This window comes from Hymenobacter aquaticus (assembly GCF_004765605.1).
In the GTDB taxonomy this organism is placed as follows: Bacteria; Bacteroidota; Bacteroidia; order Cytophagales; family Hymenobacteraceae; genus Hymenobacter; species Hymenobacter aquaticus.
The window spans coordinates 2919651-2939579 of record NZ_SRLC01000001.1; the positions used below are offsets into that span (position 1 = coordinate 2919651).

Sequence of the window (19929 nt, forward strand, 5' to 3'; positions counted from 1 at the left end):
GCCCGGCAACAAAAAGGCGTGCTGCCTCGCGGAGCACGCCTTTTTTGTTGGCCAAGACTGGGGATACCGGCCTTAGTTGGTGGCCGATCCTTCCACGAAGCGGAAGCTGGCCTCCTGGGTGTCGCGGGAATTGGACCCGACAAACACCTGGAAATCGCCGGGCTCGGCTACCCACTGCAGGTTCTGGTTGTAGAACTTAAGGTCTTCGGGCGTCAGGCGGAAGGTGAGCATGCGGCTTTCCCCTTTTTTGAGCAGCACCTTCTGGAAGCTTTTCAGCTCGCGCACGGGCCGCGTCACCGAGCCCACCACGTCGCGCAGATACAGCTGGGCCACTTCCTCCCCGTCGTAGTTGCCGGTGTTTTTGACCGTTACGCTCACGTCCAGCGTGCCGCTGGCGCTCAGCGTCGGGGTGCTGAGCGTGGGTTTGGAATACGAAAACGTGGTGTAGCTCAGGCCGAACCCGAACGGGAAGAGCGGCTCGTTGCTGACGTCGAGGTAGCGCGACTTGTACTTGGCCAGCCGGTCCTGGGGGTCGAAGGGGCGGCCGGTGGTTTTGTGGTTGTAGTACAGCGGCACCTGGCCCACCGACTGCGGGAAGGTGGCCGTGAGCTTGCCCGAGGGGTTGTAGGCCCCGAACAGCACGTCGGCAATGGCGTTGCCGCCCTGGGTGCCGGCAAACCAGGTTTCCAGGATGGCATCGGCGTGCTGGTTTTCCCAGTTCAGCGTCAGGGGCCGGCCGTTCATCAGCACGACCACCAGGGGCTTGCCGGTTTTCTTCAGGGCTTTCAGCAATTCCAGCTGCTGGCCCGGCAGATTCAGGTCGGCGCGGCTGGCGGCCTCGCCCGTCATGCCCTGCGACTCGCCCACTACGGCCACCACCACATCGGCCTGCTGGGCGGCGCGCACCGCTTCCTGAATCATTTCCTCGGCCGGGCGCTTGTCGGGCACGATGTCGCCGCCGTAGGCATTGAGGCGCTCCGTGAGCAGGGCGTCATCGGTGATGTTGACGCCCGGAGCCGTCAGGATCTTGACCCCGCTGCCCGCCACGTTGCGCATGCCCTGCTCCACGGATACGGCCTGTTTCCAGTCGCCGGCCCCGCTCCAGCTCCCGATCAGGTCGCGCTGCCGGCTGGCCAGGGGCCCTACCAGGGCAATGGTGCCAGTCTTTTTCAGGGGCAGCGTCTGGTTTTCGTTTTTGAGCAGCACGAAGCTTTTGCGGGCAATAGCGCGGGCGTCGTCCAGAAACTCCGGCTTCATCAGCGTGGCTTTGGCGCGCTTGTCACTCACGCCCCGGTACGGGTCCTGAAACAGGCCCAGCTTGTATTTGCCTTCCAGCACCCGCCGGCAGGCCAAATCAATGGTTTCCTGCTTCACGGTGCCGTCCTTCAGGTTCTGAGCCAGGTTTTTCAGGAATATCTCCCCCACCATGTCCTGGTCGGCCCCGGCGTTCAGGGCCATAGCCGACACCTGCGCGTCGTTGCCCACGCCGTGCGCCACCATTTCGTTGATGGCCGTGTAGTCGGTGGCCACGAAGCCTTTGAAGCCCCACTGCCCGCGCAGCAAGTCGGTCAGTAGCCACTTGTTGCCGGTGGCCGGCGTGCCGTTGATGTCGTTAAACGAGCTCATGACCGAGCCCACGCCGGCCTCAATGGCGGCCTTGTACGGCGGCAAGTACTCGTTGTACATGCGCGGCAGGCTCATGTCGGTGGTGTTGTAGTCGCGCCCGGCCTCGGCGGCTCCGTAGAGGGCAAAGTGCTTGAGGCAGGCCATAACGGTGTTGTTCTTGGTCAAATCGTTATTGGGTCCCTGGTAGCCACGCACCATGGCGCGGGCAATCTGGCTGCCCAGGTAAGGGTCTTCGCCGCCGCCTTCCATCACGCGGCCCCAGCGCGGGTCGCGGGCAATATCCACCATCGGCGAAAACACCCAGTGCAGCCCGTCCGCCGCCGACTCCTCGGCCGCCACCCGGGCGCTGCGCTCCACGGCCGCCATGTCCCAGGTGGCCGAGAGGCCCAGGGGAATCGGGAAAATGGTGCGGTGCCCGTGAATCACGTCGTAGCCGAAGATGAGCGGAATGTGCAGGCGCGACTCTTTCAGGGCCATATCTTGGAGCTTGCGCGCGGCCACCGGCGTGTAGGTATTGAATACGCCGCCCACCAGGCCCTTGCGGATGTTGGCGTCCACGTCTTTACTGACCACGGGCCCGGTCACGTCGAAGCCCACGGTTATCAGGTTCAGCTGCCCGATTTTCTCCTCCAGCGTCATCTGGCGCATCAGGTCGTCGATAAAGCGCTGCATTTTGGCCTCATCGACCGGGGTGGAAGTAGCGGGGGGAGTCGGGCGGGTGTTTTTTTGAGCGGGCAGCGCCGGGCTCAGCAGCAGGCCCAGGGCCAGCAGGCCGGCCGCGCGGAAGGTGCTTTTCATAAGCGGGTAAGGTAAGAAGGGTGATACTAGCCGCCGCCAAGCCCAGAAATTCCCGTTGTTATCTAACCGTCGGCCCGGCGCAGCAGCGAGCAGGCAACGGCAACGGGCTGGCTCGGGTCAGCAAGCGTGACGGCCAGTTTTCAGGAAGAGGTAAGCGGCAAGACGAAGGGAGTAATACGCGGCCAGGCAGGGGGCCAGACGTGCGGCGTAAGCGGCGGCAGTAGCTGGGGCCGCCGCCGGATGCGGCCAGCTGTTATGGCGGCTGGCAGCGGTGCCCGTTGCCCCCGCCGGTAGGCGTCGGCGGCAACAGCAACGGGGGCGGCAGAGCGGACAGCCGCGCGCCACAGGCCGTTTTCTACTCTTAAGAAAGCAGATTATCCTGACCCGGGCAAGCTCGTTTTCGGCTTAACCTCAACGCCGGGCATCTGTCCGCTGTCTGTCAATAACTTCCTGCCAAAGTGCCCCCTAAAAAACCAGCTACCCCCACTGCATCAAGTCGAACACCCCGGAATTTCCGGGCCGGAACCCGGCTCCCCTATCATCTTCTCCCTATACGTACTCTGCCCGTGGCAAGGGCCTGCTCCCGGGTGCTGGGCGGCTGGTTTCCCGGCCGCCCGAGGGCAGAATGCGTGGTGGTTTCGGGCCACTCCCATGCGCCGTACCTGCTCTGCGCCACGCCTGGTTCAGACCGGTCATCACCCACGCTAAGTAGTGGCTCTTTCACTATATGTAACAGCCGTTCATGTATTCAAAAACTACTATGCAAGCTCAGCGAGAGGCTTTTTCGCGTGTTACGTAAGTGTATAACCCCGCAGAATGTCTGGCTACTATCCTGCTTGCCTGGCCTCGGCTTCCAGTTATGCTCTGCTGGTCCGGGTTACCGGCGGACAAGTCCTGGTCCTTACCACGGCTCCACCTTGCTGAGTTATTCAACTTCCGGCGCCTGCTGCCGCCTGGGCGAATCCAGCGGAATGCAGGCTTTTCTAGCAGCAAAAACAAAAAAAGCCCTTCCCGTGGCCGGGAAGGGCTTTTCAGTGGAGCTGCAGGGAGTCGAACCCTGGTCCAGACAAGGAAACCGTCGAGCTTTCTACGTGCGTATCTACGCTTAGATTTTCGTCAGACTCCGGGCGCGCATCAGGCCCGTAGAGTCTGCTTAGATGCAGTTGGTTTTCGCCAGAAAGTCACACCTCCTTTCTGGCTATCTTCTACTTACGACGCCCCGAACTCACCCGTGTAAAAGAAAACGGGTGCGGGACGATGACATTACCTAGTACCTAGACTAAGCAGCCATGGCGTAGCTATACTCGCCAGTTATTGTTCGAACGAATTGGTCTCAGAAGATCCATTCAACTCCTGGCACGCTTACTCGCGACCTGCTCAAGCTGTCAATTCCGGTCAGCCCCAAATGGTAAAGAACGATTCCCGCCACAAGTAGCGGGGTGCGAATGTACGCACATCAGGAAGAAAACGTTGGCAACCGGCAAAAATGTTCCGGCGCGGGGCCTAAAAACGGCAGCTTTCCTTACCTAAAAACCGGGCTTTCCAGCTCGACCGTCAGCGGCGCGAGGGTTATTTCATGGCGGCGCTCTGGGGCTGAAAGGCCGGCACGCCGGTCTGCCACAGGCCGAAAGCCAGCAGATCGGCCAGGGCTTCGCGCTGCTTCTGCCGGGGCGCGTCGGAGGGGGCGCCGGCGTCGGGACCAAACAGCACGGGCTTGCCGGAAACGGTGCTGGCCTGCAGGCGGGCGGCAAACTTGGCCGGCTGCCAGGCCATGCCGCGCGGGTCGTTCAGGCTGGCGGTCAGCAGCACGGCGGGGTAGCGGGTGTTCGGCCGCAGGTGGTGGTAGGCGTCCAAATCGAGCAGGGCCCGGAAACCAGCCTGATTTTGCGCCGTGCCAAACCCGGCGCGGGCGTCGGTTTCGTTAGCGGCCGTGGCCTGCCGCGCCGGGTTGAGGCAGGCCGCCTCCGCTACGGCGGCGCCGAACAGCTCGGGCCGCTCGGCCAGGGCCCGGCCCACGAGCAGCCCACCCGCCCCGCGTCCACTGATGGCCAGGCGGCCCGGGCTGGTGTAGCGCTGCTTGGCCAGGTACTCGGCGCAGGCAATCAGGTCTTTCCAGGCGGTGGGCTGCATGGCTTGCGGCTCTTCCCCACCCCGCCCGTGCACCATAGCCAGCACGCCGCCCTGTAGGGGCCAGAGCAGCATAGGCGGGGAGAAAAACACCCCGGCCTCGGCCGAGCTGAGCAGTACCGGTGCCGTACCGTTGCGGGCCAGGCTGTTGCCATACAGCAGGGACAACGGCACGTTGCCGCCCTCGGGCAACGGCACGAGCAGCTCTTCCACGGTCAGGTTGGCAAACTCCGGATATTGCACGTGGGTGGAAAGCGGCTCCGGCATAAACCGGTGCCCGGCGGCCGAGTAGCGGTAGCGCTGCCCGGCCCGCAGCCAGCCCCCGCACTGCACCCACAGGTCGCTGCACTGCGCGTTTTTGGTTGCCAGCGTCAGACTCCCGGCTGGTTCCGGCAGCTCAATGGGCTCTACCGCCGGGCCGGCTTTGGCCACAAAGTACAGCCGGGCGTCCACTCCATTGCGGCAGCGCACGAAGTAGAGCCCGTCGCGCGTAACTTTAAGCTGGGCAGCCAGCACAGCCTCGGTCGGGCTTTCGGATACCAGCACTTCGGCCCGGGCCACATCGGGGGCGGCGGCGGGCATGCGCATGATCATCTGGTGGGGCGCGTTCCGGCAAGTGGTAAAGTAGATGTACTGCTCGTCGGTTACGAAGCCGGTAACTTCCTGCTCGGGCCGGAACAGCGGTTTCCAGTCGGCCGCCGGGGTTGCCAGCGCCACTATTGGCGCGTAATCCACATGTAAATAGCGCCCCGTCCCACCAACCACTCCATAGGCAAGCCGGGTGTCACGGTCGAGGCGGGCCCCGACGCAGATGGCCGCTGCGCGGCCGGGTTTCGGGCTGGGCGGGGCCGAAAAGACCGGCTGCTCCTGGCTGCCGGCCGTGCCCACGCGGTGCAGCAGCACCTGCGGGGTTGCGGAGGAGCTGCTCCAGCCGCTGTACACGAAGCCGCTGTTGTCGGGCAGCCAGCTGGCCTCGCCATTGGCGGCGGCCAGCTTTTCGGGATACAGACGTTTGGCTTGCACGTCCAGCACCCGTAGCACGCCGGCCGCTACGCCATTTTCGCGCAGCCCGACCACCACTTTGCTACCATCGTAGGCCGGCTGAAACTTCGCAATATGCCATTCCGGGCCCAGAGCCAGGCTGGCCGGGTCGAAGAGCAGGGTTTCGGCGCCCCCGTAGCCGTTGCGGCAGTACAGCTTGGGCTGCTGATCCAGGGGCCGGGTTTTGAGGTAGAAGTAGCGGTTGTTATCGGTGACGACCAGGCTGGTAACGGCCGTGGCTTTGCGATTCTCGAAGCTTTGCATCTGCTCCAGAAGCTGCTGCCGGCCCGGAATGGCATCCAGAATATGCCGGGCGTAGGCGGCCTGGGCCTTTTGCCAGGCCTGCCCGGCCGGGTCAGCCGGGTTTTCCAGGTTGCGGTACGGGTCCGTGACTTTCACCCCGAAATACGTGTCGGTGACCGGGCCCAGGGGCGCTACCAACTGCCGCTGCTGCGCCCTAACCGACGATACCAGCAGGCCAAACGCCGCCAGCAGTACGTACGCGTGTTTCATAGCTTCCGCGAAAATGATGAGTGAAGGCACTGGCAAACGCGCCCGACGACGCAGGCGGCAGTGAGCGTCCGTAATTCGAGGCAGGGGTACTGCCGAGGCAAGCCGCCGGGTGCTGAGAAACGGCTAGGCAGCGGCGCAATGACGAGTTGAATATAATAAATTAATTATATTTATTATTTTTATAATCATACATAATTCCACTCTCCCTTTCATCTATTACCCTGCTGTTGGAATAAGCGGCGGCCCCGCCCAGGCTGACTTCGGCCCAGTTCGCCGGGATACCCGGCCCGACTGAAATGCTCCCGGCAACCCTTCCAAAGCCCGTCTTTTCGGGGTATCTTTGCGGGAAGGAGTATGGAAAATTTCGTCGTTTCGGCCCGTAAATACCGTCCTGCCACGTTTCGGAGCGTGGTGGGTCAGCAGCATGTCACTACCACGCTGCAGAATGCCATTACCAGCAAGCACCTGGCCCAGGCCTTCCTGTTTTGCGGCCCCCGGGGCGTAGGCAAAACCACCTGCGCTCGGATTCTGGCCAAAACCATCAACTGCGAGTTCGTGGAGCAGCACGTGCGCCAGGGCCGGCCCGTGTCGGAGCTGCTGCGCACCCAGCCCGACATCGTGCCCGCCGTCCTGCACAAGGCCGCCGATCCGGACAACACGCCGTTTGAGCTCGAAGCCTGCGGGCAGTGCCCTTCGTGCCGGGCTTTCCAGGAAAACGCCTCCTTCAACGTGCACGAGCTGGATGCCGCGTCCAACAACTCGGTGGAAGACATCCGCAGCCTGGTGGAGCAGGTGCGCTACGCCCCCCAGCAGGGCCGCTTCAAGGTCTACATCATCGACGAGGTGCACATGCTGTCCAACGCGGCCTTCAACGCCTTTCTCAAGACCCTGGAAGAGCCGCCGAGCTACGCCATTTTCATTCTGGCCACCACCGAGCGGCACAAGATTATCCCGACGATTCTGTCGCGCTGCCAGATTTTCGACTTCAACCGGATTCGGGTCGACGACATTCGCGGGCACTTGCGGCATGTGGCGACCCAGGAGAAAATTCAGGCCGAAGACGACGCCCTGCACCTGCTGGCCCAGAAAGCCGACGGCGGCCTGCGCGACGCCCTGAGCATGTTCGACCAGATGGTGACCTTCTCGGGCCACAATCTGACCTATAAGGATGTGGTCCAGAACCTCCACATCCTCGATTACGAGTACTATTTCCGCCTCATCGACGCCCTGCTGCGCGAAGACCTGTCGCAGACCTTGCTGCTACTCGACGAGGTGATGCAGAACGGCTTCGACCTGCACAACTTCGTGGTAGGCGCCGCCGAGCACTTGCGCGGCCTGCTCGTGTGCAAAGATCAGGTGACGGTGCAGCTGCTGGAAGTGTCGGACGGTATTCGGACGCGCTACGTGCAGCAGGCCCAGGCCGCCCCGCTGGCCTTCCTGCTCTCGGCCCTGAACCTGGTGAGTCAGTGCGACCGGGAATTCAAGCAGGCCAAAAACCAGCGCCTCCACGTGGAGCTGATGCTCATGAAGCTGGCCTACCTCAACGGGGCGGTGCAGTTTGCCCGCGACCTGAGCGCTTCGCCTTCTCAGGGCGAGGCTAAAAAAAAAACTAGTGTAGCGCCCGTTGCGCCAGGCTCCAACGGCGCGGCAGCCCCGGCCGCTCCAGTAAACGGCGCTGCAGCGGCCGTTAACGGCACGCCCGCGCCCGCCGTAAATGGCACCCCACGGGCCGTCATTACCCAAACGACTTCCCCGCCGCCGGTGGCAGCTCCGGTAGCCCCGCCCGTCGTGTCGGCCCCGGCCGACCCGGAGCCGATTGTGCCCATCGAAAGCGGCATTGAGGAGCTGCACGACACGCCCAGCATCGAAGACGACGTGGACGCGGTGGAGCCCACGCGCCAGTTTCGCGACACCAGCCCGCACGTGGAAATCGGGGCGCCCAGCTTTGAGGGCCACGAGCCCGAGGGGCCGCGCCGCATTGCGCCAGTGCTCAAGCCCCTGAACCCGGCGGCCAAGCTCATTCCCAGCCTCAAGGACCTCAAGGCCCAGGTGGCCCAGCAGGTGTCGGCCAGCCAGGCCGGTCCGGCCGTGGTGGAGGAAGAGGTTGCGGGCCCCGTCACGGGCCTGCCGGCCATCGACGAGGAAAAGCTGCTCCAGGTCTGGAACGAAATCAAGGAGTCGAGAAGGGCGGAGCGCATGACGGAGTACGTGCTGCTCAACCGCCCGATTCTGGTCGATGAGCAGCACGTGGTGCACCTCACCGTGGACAACCCCGTGCAGCTCGACCAGTTCAACGACTTCCGCGCGGAGCTGCTCACCGAGCTGCGCCGCCGCACTGGCTACCGCCACCTCAACGTGCAGGTGGTGCTGGCCGAAAAAGCCCCCACCGGTCGCATGCTCTACACCTCAGCCGACAAATTCGAGTACCTCTCCGAGAAATTCCCGGTGCTGCTCGCCATGAAGCAACGCCTGGGCCTGGATACCGACTAATAGGCTAATTGTGCGTCATGTCGAGCAACGCGAGACATCTCGCTTGCAATGGTAATCAGACTTTATCTCCAAATCCGGATGATGGTTTAGTAGCGCGTGCTGTATAGTTCGCGCTACTAGCGTTTTAGGTCATTTCCTTCCTTTCCTCCGGCTTCGGCGCAGCCACGTCTGCCCCGCCCCGCATGCGGCCAGCCCCGGACCTACTGCCAACTACCCCAAACCAGGCGGGCTTACATACTAATTATTCCGGACTTTGCGCCCAACTTAAAATCCGCTCATAATCAATCCAATAGCGCATTGGGTTTTTAATTGCAATACCGGCCGCCTATCTTTGAAATCTTGACCTTACGCTCCGCTTTCTGCCCTGGGAATTTCGTGAAAAAACCCTTTCTGCTTCTGTTTCCGGCCATTGCGGCGCTTGGGCTCACCACCCAGTGCCAGACGAGCAAGCCCGCTGCCACCGCGGCGGCGACTACCGCTCCGACCCCAGCGGCCCCGGCGCAGCAGAAAGAGTACAAGTACGAAACCGTAGCCGGCGACCCGCTCAAGGCCCGCATCTACACCCTCGACAACGGCCTGACCGTCTACCTCTCGGACTACGACGACGCCCCGCGCATTCAGACCTACCTGGCCGTGCGCGCCGGCTCCAAGAACGACCCGCACACCGCCACCGGCCTGGCCCACTACCTCGAGCACATGGTGTTCAAGGGCACGTCCCGCCTGGGCACCCAGAACTGGGCCGCCGAAAAGCCCGAGCTCGACAAGATTGAGGCCCTCTACGAGGTCTACCGCTCGAAAACCGACCCGGCGGAGCGCAAGAAGCTCTACCACCAGATCGACTCGGTGTCGAGCGTAGCGGCCAAGTATGCCGTGGCCAACGAGTACGACAAGGTGATGGGCGCCATCGGCTCCAAGGGCTCCAACGCCTACACCTCGGTCGAGCAGACGGTGTATCAGGAGGATATTCCCTCCAACCAGTTGGAAAAGTGGGCCGCCATTCAGAGTGAGCGGCTGGGCGAGATGGTGCCCCGCCTGTTTCACACCGAGCTGGAAGCCGTGTACGAGGAGAAAAACCGGGGCCTCGACAACGACTTTTCGAAGGAGTACGAGGCGCTGAACGCCAGCCTGTACCGCAAGCACGAGTACGGCACCCAGACCACCATCGGGACCATTCAGCACCTGCAAAACCCCTCGATTACCGAAATCAAGAAGTATTTCGGCCAGTACTACGTGCCCAACAACGTGGCCCTGTGCCTCTCGGGCGACCTGGACTACGACCAGACCATCCGCCTCATCGACCAGTACTTCGGCAAGCTCCAAAGCAAGCCGGTACCCACGTTTACGCCCGCCCAGGAAGACCCCATTGCGGCCCCCGTGGTGAAGGAAGTAGTGGGCCCCGACGCCGAAAACGTGATGCTCGGCTTCCGCTTTCCCGGCGCGGCTACTCACGACGCGCTGGTGCTGCGCATGATCGACAAGATCCTGACCAACGGGCAGGCCGGCCTGATTGATTTGAACCTAAACCAGCAGCAGCGCGTGTTGCAGGCCGCCTCGTTCACCGACATCAACAACGATTACTCCTCCCACGTGCTCTACGCCACCCCGCGCCAGGGCCAGACCCTGCCCCAGGTGCGCGACCTGCTGCTCGGCCAGCTGGAGCTCGTGAAAAAGGGCGACTTCCCCGACTGGCTGATTCCGGCCATTATCAACAACGAGAAGCTGCAACGCACCAAGAGCTACGAAAGCAACGAGGCCCGGGCCGGGGCCTTCGTGGCCGCGTTTGTGTCGCGCCAGAGCTGGAAAGACGTGCTCCAGCAGTACGAGGACTTCGGCAAAATCACGAAAGAGGAAGTGCTGCGCGTGGCCAACCAGTACTACGGCAACAACTACGCCCTCATTTACAAGAAGACCGGCAAGGACACGAGCACGCCCAAAGTGGTGAAGCCCGCCATAACGCCGGTGCCCGTGAACCGCGAAGTGGCCTCCGGCTTCTACCAGGAAGTGGTGAGCAAGCCCAGCCCCGAGCTGCAGCCGGTATTCGTCGACTACAAGAAGGATATTCAGGAGCTTAAGCTCGCCTCGGGCGTGCCGGTGTACTACACCCGCAACACCGAAAACGAGCTGTTCAACCTATACTACATCCTGGACCTGGGCACCAACAACGACCCCAAGCTGGGCTTAGCGGCCGACTACCTACAGTACCTGGGCACCGACAAGCTCTCGGCCGCCCAGCTCCAGCAGGAGTTTTACAAGCTGGGCTGCTCCTTTGGCGTGAGCAGCGGGCAGGACCGGGTCTACGTCAGCCTCAGCGGCCTTGACAGCAACTTCGAGCCGGCGTTGCAGCTCTTCGAAAGCCTGCTGGCCTCGCCCAAGCCCGACGCCCAGGCCCTCAAGGACATGGTCGACGGCGTGCTCAAGGCCCGCAAGGATGCCAAGCTGAACAAGCAGGTTATCCTGACCCAGGCCATGCTGAACTACGCCAAGTACGGCCCGAAAAACCCCTTCACCAGCCAGCTGAGCGAGAAAGAGCTGCGCGCCCTGAAGCCCGCCGACCTCACCGCCCTGACCAAAAAGCTGACCAGCTACCAGCACCGGGTGCTGTACTACGGGCCGCGCCGTATGGAGACAACTGAAATAGAAGGTTTTACTAGGACCTCCTATACGAAGCAGAGCGACTCATTCAAGCAGGATAATGGCGTAGGGATTGTAAACGTTCTGAATCAAGTTCACCGCACGCCCGCCACGCTCACGCCCGTACCGGCCAACAAGGACTTTGCCGAGCAGCCCCTCAAGGACCGCAAGGTGTACTGGGTCGATTACAACATGGTGCAGGCCGAAATCCTGTTTTTGACCCGCGGCGACGTGTACGACAAAACCCTGGTGCCCACCGTGAGCCTCTACAACGAGTACTTCGGCGGCGGCATGGGCAGCATCGTGTTTCAGGAGCTGCGCGAATCCAAGGCCCTGGCCTACTCCGCCTCCTCGCGCTACGCCAGCGCCGACAAGCTGGGCCGCTCCAACTACAACCTGAGCTACATCGGCACCCAGAGCGACAAGCTCGGCGAGGCCATGGCCGGCATGGAAACCCTGCTCAACGACCTGCCCGTGGCCGAAGCCAACCTGCAAATCGCCAAGCAAAGCATCCGCAACAGCATCGCCACCGAGCGCATCACCAAGTCCGACATCCTCTTCAGCTACGAGCGCGCCAAGCGCCTGGGCCTCGACTACGACCTGCGCCGCGACGTGTACGAGCAAACCCAGAACATGAGCTTCGACGATCTGAAGAAGTTCCAGCAAGCCAAAGTCAAGGGCCAGAGCCAGACCATCCTGGTTATCGGCTCCAAAGACCGCCTCAATTTCAAGGAACTGGCCAAGTACGGCCAGGTCCAGCAACTCACGCTGAAAGAGATTTTCGGCTATTAACCGCTCAACGAAACCTCACCCCCTAGCCCCCTCTCCTCCGGGAGAGGAGGAACTAGCTCTAAAGTAACTAGACCTTAAAAAAAAGCTAGCAAACTATCCTGGTTCCCCCTCTCCCCGAGGAGAGGGGGCTAGGGGGTGAGGTCGCGCCGGAGCACCTCTTTTACTCAACTCAAACACCCTACATAACTGTCAATTCGCAACTGACAACTTTTAACAATGGCAGACAACAAAATCACCATCAAAGGCGGCAAGCTGAATGTGCCCGACCAACCCGTAATTCCTTTCATTGAGGGCGATGGTACCGGTCCCGACATTTGGGCCGCCTCCGTGCGCGTATTCGACGCGGCGGTGGCAAAAGCGTACGGCGGCTCGCGCAAGCTGATGTGGAAAGAGGTGCTGGCGGGCGAGAAGTCGTTCAAGCAAACCGGCAACTGGCTGCCCAACGAAACCCTCGACGCCTTCCGCGAATACCTGGTGGGCATCAAAGGCCCCCTGACCACGCCGGTGGGCGGCGGCATCCGGAGCCTGAACGTGGCCCTGCGCCAGGAGCTGGACCTCTACGCCTGCCTGCGCCCCGTGCGCTGGTTTGAGGGCGTGCCTTCCCCCGTGAAGCGCCCCGAGCTGACCGACATGGTCATCTTCCGCGAAAACACCGAAGACATCTACGCCGGCATCGAGTACATGAACGGCACGCCCCAGGCCCAGAAAATGCTGGAATTCCTGCAGGACGAGATGGGCGTGAAGAAAATCCGCTTCCCCGAAACCTCCTCGTTCGGCATCAAGCCCGTCTCGAAGGAAGGCACCGAGCGCCTCGTGCGCGCCGCCATCGAGTACGCCCTGCTGCACAAAAAGCCCTCGGTGACCATCGTGCACAAAGGCAACATCATGAAGTTCACCGAGGGGGCCTTCAAAACCTGGGGCTACGAGCTGGCCGAGCGCGAGTTCGGCGACAAAGTATTCACTTGGGCCCAGTACGACAAGATCGTGGCCAAGCAGGGCCAGGAAGTAGCGGATGCCCAGCAGAAAGCGGCCCTCGACAGCGGCAAGCTGCTCATCAAGGACAGCATCGCCGATGCCTTCCTGCAGCAGATCCTGCTCCGCCCCGCCGACTACTCGGTAATTGCCACCCTGAACCTGAACGGCGACTACATCTCCGACGCCCTGGCCGCCATTGTGGGCGGTATCGGCATCGCGCCCGGGGCCAACATCAACTACGTAACCGGCCACGCCATCTTCGAAGCCACCCACGGCACCGCGCCCAAGTACGCCGGCCTCGATAAGGTAAACCCCGGCTCGGTGATTCTCTCCGGCGCCATGATGCTGGAGCACCTGGGCTGGCAGGAAGCCGCCGACCTGATCTACAAAGGTCTGGAAGCCGCCATTGCCTCCAAGCGCGTCACCTACGACTTCGAACGCCTCATGGAAGGCGCCACCCTGCTGAAATGCTCGGAGTTCGGCGACGAGATTATCGCCCGGATGTAGTAGCTTGGCAGTAGCCAAATAAGTAAACCCCGCGTTGGCTGTAAGGCTGGCGCGGGGTTTATTATTAAATGTTTTCGTTACTCTTCCAACTTGTACTCTTATACTCCAATGAATTCTGTTTTTATGCAACGGTATATCGTAGCTCTCATCCTGCTTTTGACAGTAGCCTGTACAAAAGAATCCGAACAAGTTAATCCAACTGCTCCCATCACCTTTGATCCTGTCAGCCCCCGGGGTGACCATAATTCCTCTGCATCCGACGTTACCGAATTAACTGATGGTAGTTTGTTTGTACTAGGAAGCGAAACGACAGGCACCTCAGATCAAGTGTTGGGTGTAAAACTTACCGCCAAGGGAGATACTATTTGGACTAAGCGCTACACTCTGGGTAGTAGCGCAAGCCCGCTGTTTGCATTGGGAAAATCGGCCGTAGCTACTACTGATGGTAATGTGGTTATTACAGGCATTTCATACCAAGACAAGCAGCCATTTGTGGTTCAGAAACTCAATACCAGTAACGGGGCTGTAGTCTGGCAATTCAGATTACCAATTAATAACAGCTTAATCTTCCCAAGTCAAAATCCGTTGGCAGCTACCAAGGATGGTAGTGTACTCATACTCACGCCAGGACCGCAACTGCACACCTTTTCAATAACTAAACTTACCGCAGACGGGCAATTAATTTCCTCTACCACTCAAGCCGGAGATACGCCTCAAGATATCCGACCTACAACCGATGGCAACTTCATTATTGCAGGTGTTACTAATGTCAGCCCTTCCCCAAAAAACTTGTTTTTAACCAAAGTCACCCCGGCTGGCACCGTGCTCTGGAGCCAGATTTACACGGACACTAATTTTGGGGCAGAAAACAGTGTAGTACAAACTACGGATGGTGGGTATCTGGTAGCCAGCGGAAGCGAATTATGGCAGGATGCTCGTGGTTTACAGGTCATGAAAATGGATGCCAACGGACAGAAGGTTTTTACAAATCCCTTTACCTCTACCATCAAAGGCTACGCCAACCACTTAGAATTGGCGTCGAATGGGGATGTCTTGCTGGTTGGTGCCGAAATCGAAGTGGTATATACAACGGCCATCCATCATCCGCTCTATATGCGCCTAGACGGCAATGGAAACATTGAAGGCACAAGTGGTTATGATTCAACTGGTGAATTTGCAGCTGTTCATTCTACACAGAATGGCTCTCTGGTCTTTGCTTACACCCAAAAGAATAAGTTGTGGGTGAAGCGCAGAGCCCTTGATGGCGTCTATTAACCATCAATCCAAGCTGGCACATGTTTCTAACGTGCGTCCCCGCTGGCGCGCGTTTCTAACGCGTGCCCACCGGCACCGCGTCTCTGACGCGAACCACCCGCGCCGCTTGGCCGACAATCGTCCAACGGCCGCGTCGCAGACGCGAAACCGGGAGGCACGCGTTAGAAACGCGCGCCAACAACACCGCATTATTCACCAAAAAGGGCACCCCTCTCGGGGTGCCCTTTTTCATTCTACCACTTCGCTCCTACTCCTTATCATCCCCCCGCTCCGTGCGCACGCGCTTGAGCAGCTGGTTCAGCGTGTAATTCGTCCGGGCCTTCACCTTATCGGTCCGGGCGTAGAGGCTTTTGCCGTCGGCCAGCACCTCGGTCATCAGCGCGTAGAGGTGGTTCAGGGTGGTCAGGTTGTCGGCGGTGAGGCCCTGGTTGCTGGTTTGGTGCAGGTCCTGTAAGGTCGTGTCCTGGGCCAGATCGGTGTGCAGGGTGCGCAGGGCGGCGGTATCCGCTGCCGGGTGGCCCTTGGCGGCCAGGGCCGCTTGGTTGGCGTCCAGGTTCTGCAGCAGGGTTTTAAGCCGGTCCTCCAGGCGCTCCATGTCGCCGGAGTTGCGGGCCGCGCGCACCTCCTTGATGCCAAACGAGGTGGCCGGCACCGTGAGCGGCGCGGCCCGGCGCACCCGCGCCTCCAAGTGGTCGAGCAGGCCCGGCAGCTGGGCCGAGGTGCTCTTGATGCGCTTGGTAATCTGGGTGCCCTGGGCGCGGGCCGCGTCGGTGCTCGTCAGCTTATCGGCCGCGGCGAGGCGGGCGGCGTAGTCGGGCAGGAAATTCACGCCGTACTCGTCGGGCAGCAGGGCCTTGAAGTCGGCCAGGTCGCGCGCGACGTGCGCTTGCAGCAGGCGGGCCAGGGGCACAAGCTCTTCCTGGCGGAAACTGAAATCGGGGGTAAGCTTACTCATACACTACTAGCTGAATAAAGGGTGTAACATACCGGTAAGCTAGTAGTATTCCGGCTTCGCCCGCCACCGGCGGCTGAGTTTCTTTTCCCTTGTCCGATACCCTTTCGCAGTGCCCGATGCCGCCTCGGGGCCGTCCGATGCGTCTTCAGGACTGTCCGATGTGCCTTCAGGGCTGTCCGATGCGTCTTCAGGGGTGTCCGATACGCCTTCGGGACTGTCCGATGTGCTTTCAGGACCGTCCGATGCGTCTTCGGGACTGTCCGATACGCTTTCAGGGGCGTCCGATGCCCTTCCAGAGTGTCCGATAAGCCTGTATAGGTATTCGACGGCCTTCCCAGGCCATTCGAAAGAGCCCGGGCCGCCGCGTACCAGGGCCGGGTGGCCCGGTTCGCACCTTATTCAGCCCGCAATAGAACAAAGGGAAGCATTACTGAAACAATTCTAATGAAATACACCAAAAACCACTAAAGTCACAATTATATAGTAGTTATCCTGCCAATTCCTCCGCTTATTTGGCAAATCCCTCACCAACCAACCTCCAACCAAACCGCATGAAAACCACTCGTCTATCCGTTCTGGCGCTTTGCGCAACCGTAGGAATGACTGCCTTCAGCAGCTGCTCGAAAGAGCAGGAAACTGCCGTGCCCACCAGCTCGGCCGCCAAGCAGGAGGCCAAGGCCGAAGAAGCGTACCCCGGCGAGCGGGGCACGGTCCAGACCGGCAAATTTGGCAGCGAATCCATTGTCTATCAGCAAATCAACGGGGAGAACATCCTGGAAGGCGACATCATCCTGGCCGCCAGCCAGCTGAACCCCACCGGTCCGCAGACCGAAAGCGCCGGCCGCAACACCGGTAAGTGGCCCAGCGCCGTGGTCTACTACACCATCGACGCGGCCCTGCCCAGCCAGAACCGCGTGACCGACGCCATTACCCACTGGCAGACCTACACCGCCGTGCGCTTCGTGAAGCGCACCACCCAGGCCAACTACGTGACCTTCCGCGTGGGCTCGGGCTGCTCCTCCAACATCGGCATGATTGGCGGCCGCCAGTACATCAACCTGGCCTCGGGCTGCTCCACGGGCAATACCATCCACGAAATCGGCCACGCCCTGGGCCTGTTCCACGAGCAAACCCGCAACGACCGGGACACCTACGTGAACATCCTGACCCAGAACATCCAGGCCGGCTACGAAAACAACTTCACTAAGTACGGCGTCTCAGGCTACAGCGGCACCGACTTCGGCGCCCTCGATTTCGGCTCCATCATGATGTACGGCTCGTTCAGCTTCTCCTCGAACGGCCAGCCCACCATCACCAAGAAAGACGGCTCCACCTTCGACATTCAGCGCTCGGGTCTCTCGGCCGGCGACCGGGCCGGTATCGACATTATGTACTAAGCCTCACCACTACCACGCCAGACGTTGGCACTTCTCCACAGGGCACCCCGCAACGGGTGCCCTGTTTTTGTTGAATAACACAATATATCAGGACCCTTATAGTTTATAAGGCCACACCTTTTTTTCTATTCCTTCTATGAATCGTGTCGCTAAACTCGGGCTGCTGGCCCCGCTTGTCCTGCTACTGGCCGCCGGCTGCTCGAAAGACGGCGAATCGGCAGCCCCCAACACGCCCCAGCCGGTCACGTTTGAAAAGCCCATTACGCTACGTGGCGGCCCGGATGCTACCGCCACAGATGTGGTCGAGCTCCCCGATGAAAGCCTGTTCGTGCTGGCCGGCCTACTCAATACCCCGGATGGGTCGCGGGCACTCGGAATAAAGCTCACTGCCACCGGCGACACCGTCTGGACCAAGCGCTACAAATTCGGTTCCAATGCGACCTTCGTAATGGCTTACGGCTGCAATGCCGTAGCTACTGTCGACGGCCAGGTAGTGATGGCAGGCTTCAACTTCACCACAGCGACCAATGCAGTGGTTGAAAAGCTGAATAGTACTACTGGGGCCGTGCTGTGGAGCACCGTGCTGCCTCCAACCCAGAGCCCGCTCATCTGTAAAGTCATTCCAACTGCCGACGGAGGTTTCCTGGCCATTACAACCGGCAGCCAAAACGGCCGCTTCGTGGTGCATAAGCTCTCGGCTACCGGCGCGCTGACGACCTCCACCCTGCACCCCGGTGATGTGGCCACCGAAATCCGCCCCACCGCCGATGGTAATTTCATTGTGAGCGGGGTAAATTCCTTTTATGACCTGAATGAGCCATTTCTGACTAAGATTACTCCCCAGGGCACCGCACTATGGAGGCAAGTCTATGCTGGTATAAGCCTTGGCGCAACCAATAGCGTAGTGCAAACGCCCGACGGGGGCTACGCGCTAGCCAGCGGCTCAGGTAACGACGCGTATAGCCCCATCCAATTGCTCAGAACCAATGCCAACGGGCAGCAGCCGGTACTGTCCACCGTGGCCACTGACATCAAGGGCTACATCAACCGGCTGGAACTCGGACCCGACAACAACCTGATTCTGGCTGGGGTCCAGGCCGAAAAAACGGGCGGTTACTCCCTGCTTCACCCGCTGCTGTTGCGCCTCTCGCCCACGGGTACCGAGCTAACGCGCAAAGCGCAGCCGACTGTGTCAGGCTACGTAGCTTCGGTAGCCAAGGCCCGCAACGGCACCCTCGTATTCCATTCCACAGAGACCAACAAGCTGGTTGTCAAGCGGACTAAAGCGGATTTGGGCCTGTAACGCCAGCCCGCGCCACCGTGCACAACGACGCAGGCAAACAAAAAAGCCATCCGCAAGCGGATGGCTTTTTTTGTGTGGCTTGAGCCGGCTACTCCTGCTTGCTTTGCAGGCGCTGCAGCTCCTTTGTAGGTGTTCTGAGAGTGCCGCTCGCCGCCCGGCTGGCGCAGGTAGCCCTCCAGCCGGTCGTTGACGAAATAAAGCAGCTCGTTGCGCATGTCGGCCTAATGCGCCGGCCGCGCCGTACCTTGCGGCTTCATTCTTTGCTATTGGTATGCTGGCTTCTTTGCTACGGACTTCGTTGGGGCGCCTGCGGGCAATTGGGTTTCTGGAAGGCATTTCGTTTCTGGTGCTGCTGGGCATAGCCATGCCGCTGAAATACCTGGCCGGCCAGCCCGCCGCGGTGCGGATGGTGGGCATGGCGCACGGCGTGTTGTTCGTGCTGTACGTGCTACTGGTGGTGCAAGTCAGTGTTGCCCGCGGCTGGTCGTGGCGCAAGGCTTTGCTGGCGCTGGTGGTATCGGTGGTGCCCTTCGGCACGTTCTGGGCCGAGAAAAAGCTGTTTCAGGAGTAGCGCCGGCGCGAGCTGCCGGGCCGGTTTGCCCGGGTTTGCTTATTCTTGCCGCTATGACGAACACACAGCCCGTTTCCCTGTCGTTGCCGCTGGCCTCCGTGCGGGTGGGTCAGCCCGAAACCTTCATTGGTGCCGGCCCCGACAGCGCGTCGGCCCGGCCCTGGACCTCGGCCATTCACAAAGCCGAAATCAACGGCCCCGCGTGGCTGGATGGCCTCAACCTGGCCGGCGACGCCCAGGCTGACTTGAAAAACCACGGCGGCCCCGACCAGGCCCTGTGCGTGTATTCGGGCGCGCACTACCCCGCGTGGACTGAGCAGCTGGGTTACCCGCTGCGGCCCGGTAGCTTCGGCGAAAACCTGACCCTGGCTGGCGACTTTACCGAGCAGGACGTTTGTCTGGGCGACATTTTCCAACTAGGCGAAGCGGTGGTGCAGATTTCCCAGCCCCGCTCACCCTGTTACAAGCTAGGGTTGCGCTGGAATGTGCCCCTGCTGCCCAAGTGGCTGCAGGACTCGGGCCGCACCGGCTGGTACCTGCGCGTGCTGCAGCCCGGCCTGGTGGTGCCCACCGATGCGCTGCGGCTGCTGGAGCGGCCTTACCCGCAGTGGCCCATTACCCGCGTCAACAGCGTGAAGTACGAATTGCGCGAAGACCTGGCCCTGGCCCGGGAGCTGCTGGAGTGCCCGGCCCTGGGCGGGCAGTGGCGGCGCAAGATGCAGGGGCGCGTGGCCGGCACGCTGCCGCTCTACGACGACGCCAACCGCCTCGAAGGACCCGGCAGCCGCTAAAAGGCATTAGCAGAAACAAAAAAGCTGATTCCGGCCGCCGGTTTCCGGGCTGCGCGGCGGCCGTTGAGCTGCAAGTACCCGCCCAGCCTTGTATATTTGGTAGGCGTTGTCGTCGTAAAATTACCGGCACTGCCGTC

11 protein-coding genes and 1 other RNA gene are annotated in these 19929 nt (G+C 61.0%); 8 read left to right on the forward strand and 4 right to left on the reverse strand.

The window, feature by feature from the left end; translation table 11 throughout:
* Nucleotides 1-72: 72 nt before the first annotated feature.
* From bglX to E5K00_RS12015, 3 genes are all read right to left on the reverse strand, one after another.
* Nucleotides 73-2424, reverse strand: coding sequence for a beta-glucosidase BglX (gene bglX, locus E5K00_RS12005; RefSeq protein WP_135463455.1), 2352 nt, complete (start codon nt 2422-2424; stop codon nt 73-75).
* A 1032-nt stretch (nt 2425-3456) separates the two neighbouring features.
* Nucleotides 3457-3827: a transfer-messenger RNA gene (ssrA, locus tag E5K00_RS12010) on the reverse strand.
* 166 nt (nt 3828-3993) lie between these two features.
* Complete coding sequence (locus E5K00_RS12015) at nt 3994-6105, reverse strand: prolyl oligopeptidase family serine peptidase (protein ID WP_135463456.1); 2112 nt, start codon at nt 6103-6105, stop codon at nt 3994-3996.
* A gap of 354 nt (nt 6106-6459) precedes the next feature.
* On the opposite strand from E5K00_RS12015, the gene dnaX reads away from it, so the two are divergent.
* The 4 genes from dnaX (at nt 6460) to E5K00_RS12035 (ending at nt 14775) form a co-directional block, all read left to right on the forward strand.
* Entirely contained in the window at nt 6460-8595 is a 2136-nt protein-coding gene (gene dnaX, locus E5K00_RS12020; protein ID WP_135463457.1) for a DNA polymerase III subunit gamma/tau, read from the forward strand.
* Nucleotides 8596-8970: 375 nt separating this feature from the next.
* On the forward strand, nt 8971-12018 hold the full coding sequence (locus E5K00_RS12025) for a M16 family metallopeptidase (protein WP_245328268.1): 3048 nt from the start codon (nt 8971-8973) through the stop codon (nt 12016-12018).
* Between the two features lie 216 nt (nt 12019-12234).
* A complete protein-coding gene (icd, locus tag E5K00_RS12030) occupies nt 12235-13500 on the forward strand; it encodes an NADP-dependent isocitrate dehydrogenase (protein WP_135463458.1) in 1266 nt (421 codons plus the stop codon).
* Between the two features lie 108 nt (nt 13501-13608).
* Entirely contained in the window at nt 13609-14775 is a 1167-nt protein-coding gene (locus tag E5K00_RS12035) for a hypothetical protein (RefSeq protein WP_135463459.1), read from the forward strand.
* Between the two features lie 247 nt (nt 14776-15022).
* Here E5K00_RS12035 and E5K00_RS12040 read toward each other — a convergent pair whose 3' ends face one another.
* On the reverse strand, nt 15023-15730 hold the full coding sequence (locus tag E5K00_RS12040; RefSeq protein WP_135463460.1) for a hypothetical protein: 708 nt from the start codon (nt 15728-15730) through the stop codon (nt 15023-15025).
* A 599-nt stretch (nt 15731-16329) separates the two neighbouring features.
* Here E5K00_RS12040 and E5K00_RS12045 point away from each other — a divergent pair.
* From E5K00_RS12045 to E5K00_RS12060, 4 genes are all read left to right on the forward strand, one after another.
* The gene (locus E5K00_RS12045) at nt 16330-17127 is read left to right on the forward strand and encodes a M12 family metallopeptidase (RefSeq protein WP_245328269.1); all 798 of its coding nucleotides are present in this window, start codon (nt 16330-16332) and stop codon (nt 17125-17127) included.
* Nucleotides 17128-17263: 136 nt separating this feature from the next.
* The gene (locus tag E5K00_RS12050; RefSeq protein ID WP_135463462.1) at nt 17264-18430 is read left to right on the forward strand and encodes a hypothetical protein; all 1167 of its coding nucleotides are present in this window, start codon (nt 17264-17266) and stop codon (nt 18428-18430) included.
* A gap of 271 nt (nt 18431-18701) precedes the next feature.
* A complete protein-coding gene (locus tag E5K00_RS12055) occupies nt 18702-19001 on the forward strand; it encodes a DUF3817 domain-containing protein (RefSeq protein WP_135463463.1) in 300 nt (99 codons plus the stop codon).
* Between the two features lie 53 nt (nt 19002-19054).
* Nucleotides 19055-19792: an MOSC domain-containing protein gene (locus E5K00_RS12060; protein WP_135463464.1), complete on the forward strand. Its 738-nt coding sequence runs from the start codon at nt 19055-19057 to the stop codon at nt 19790-19792.
* Nucleotides 19793-19929 lie beyond the last annotated feature (137 nt).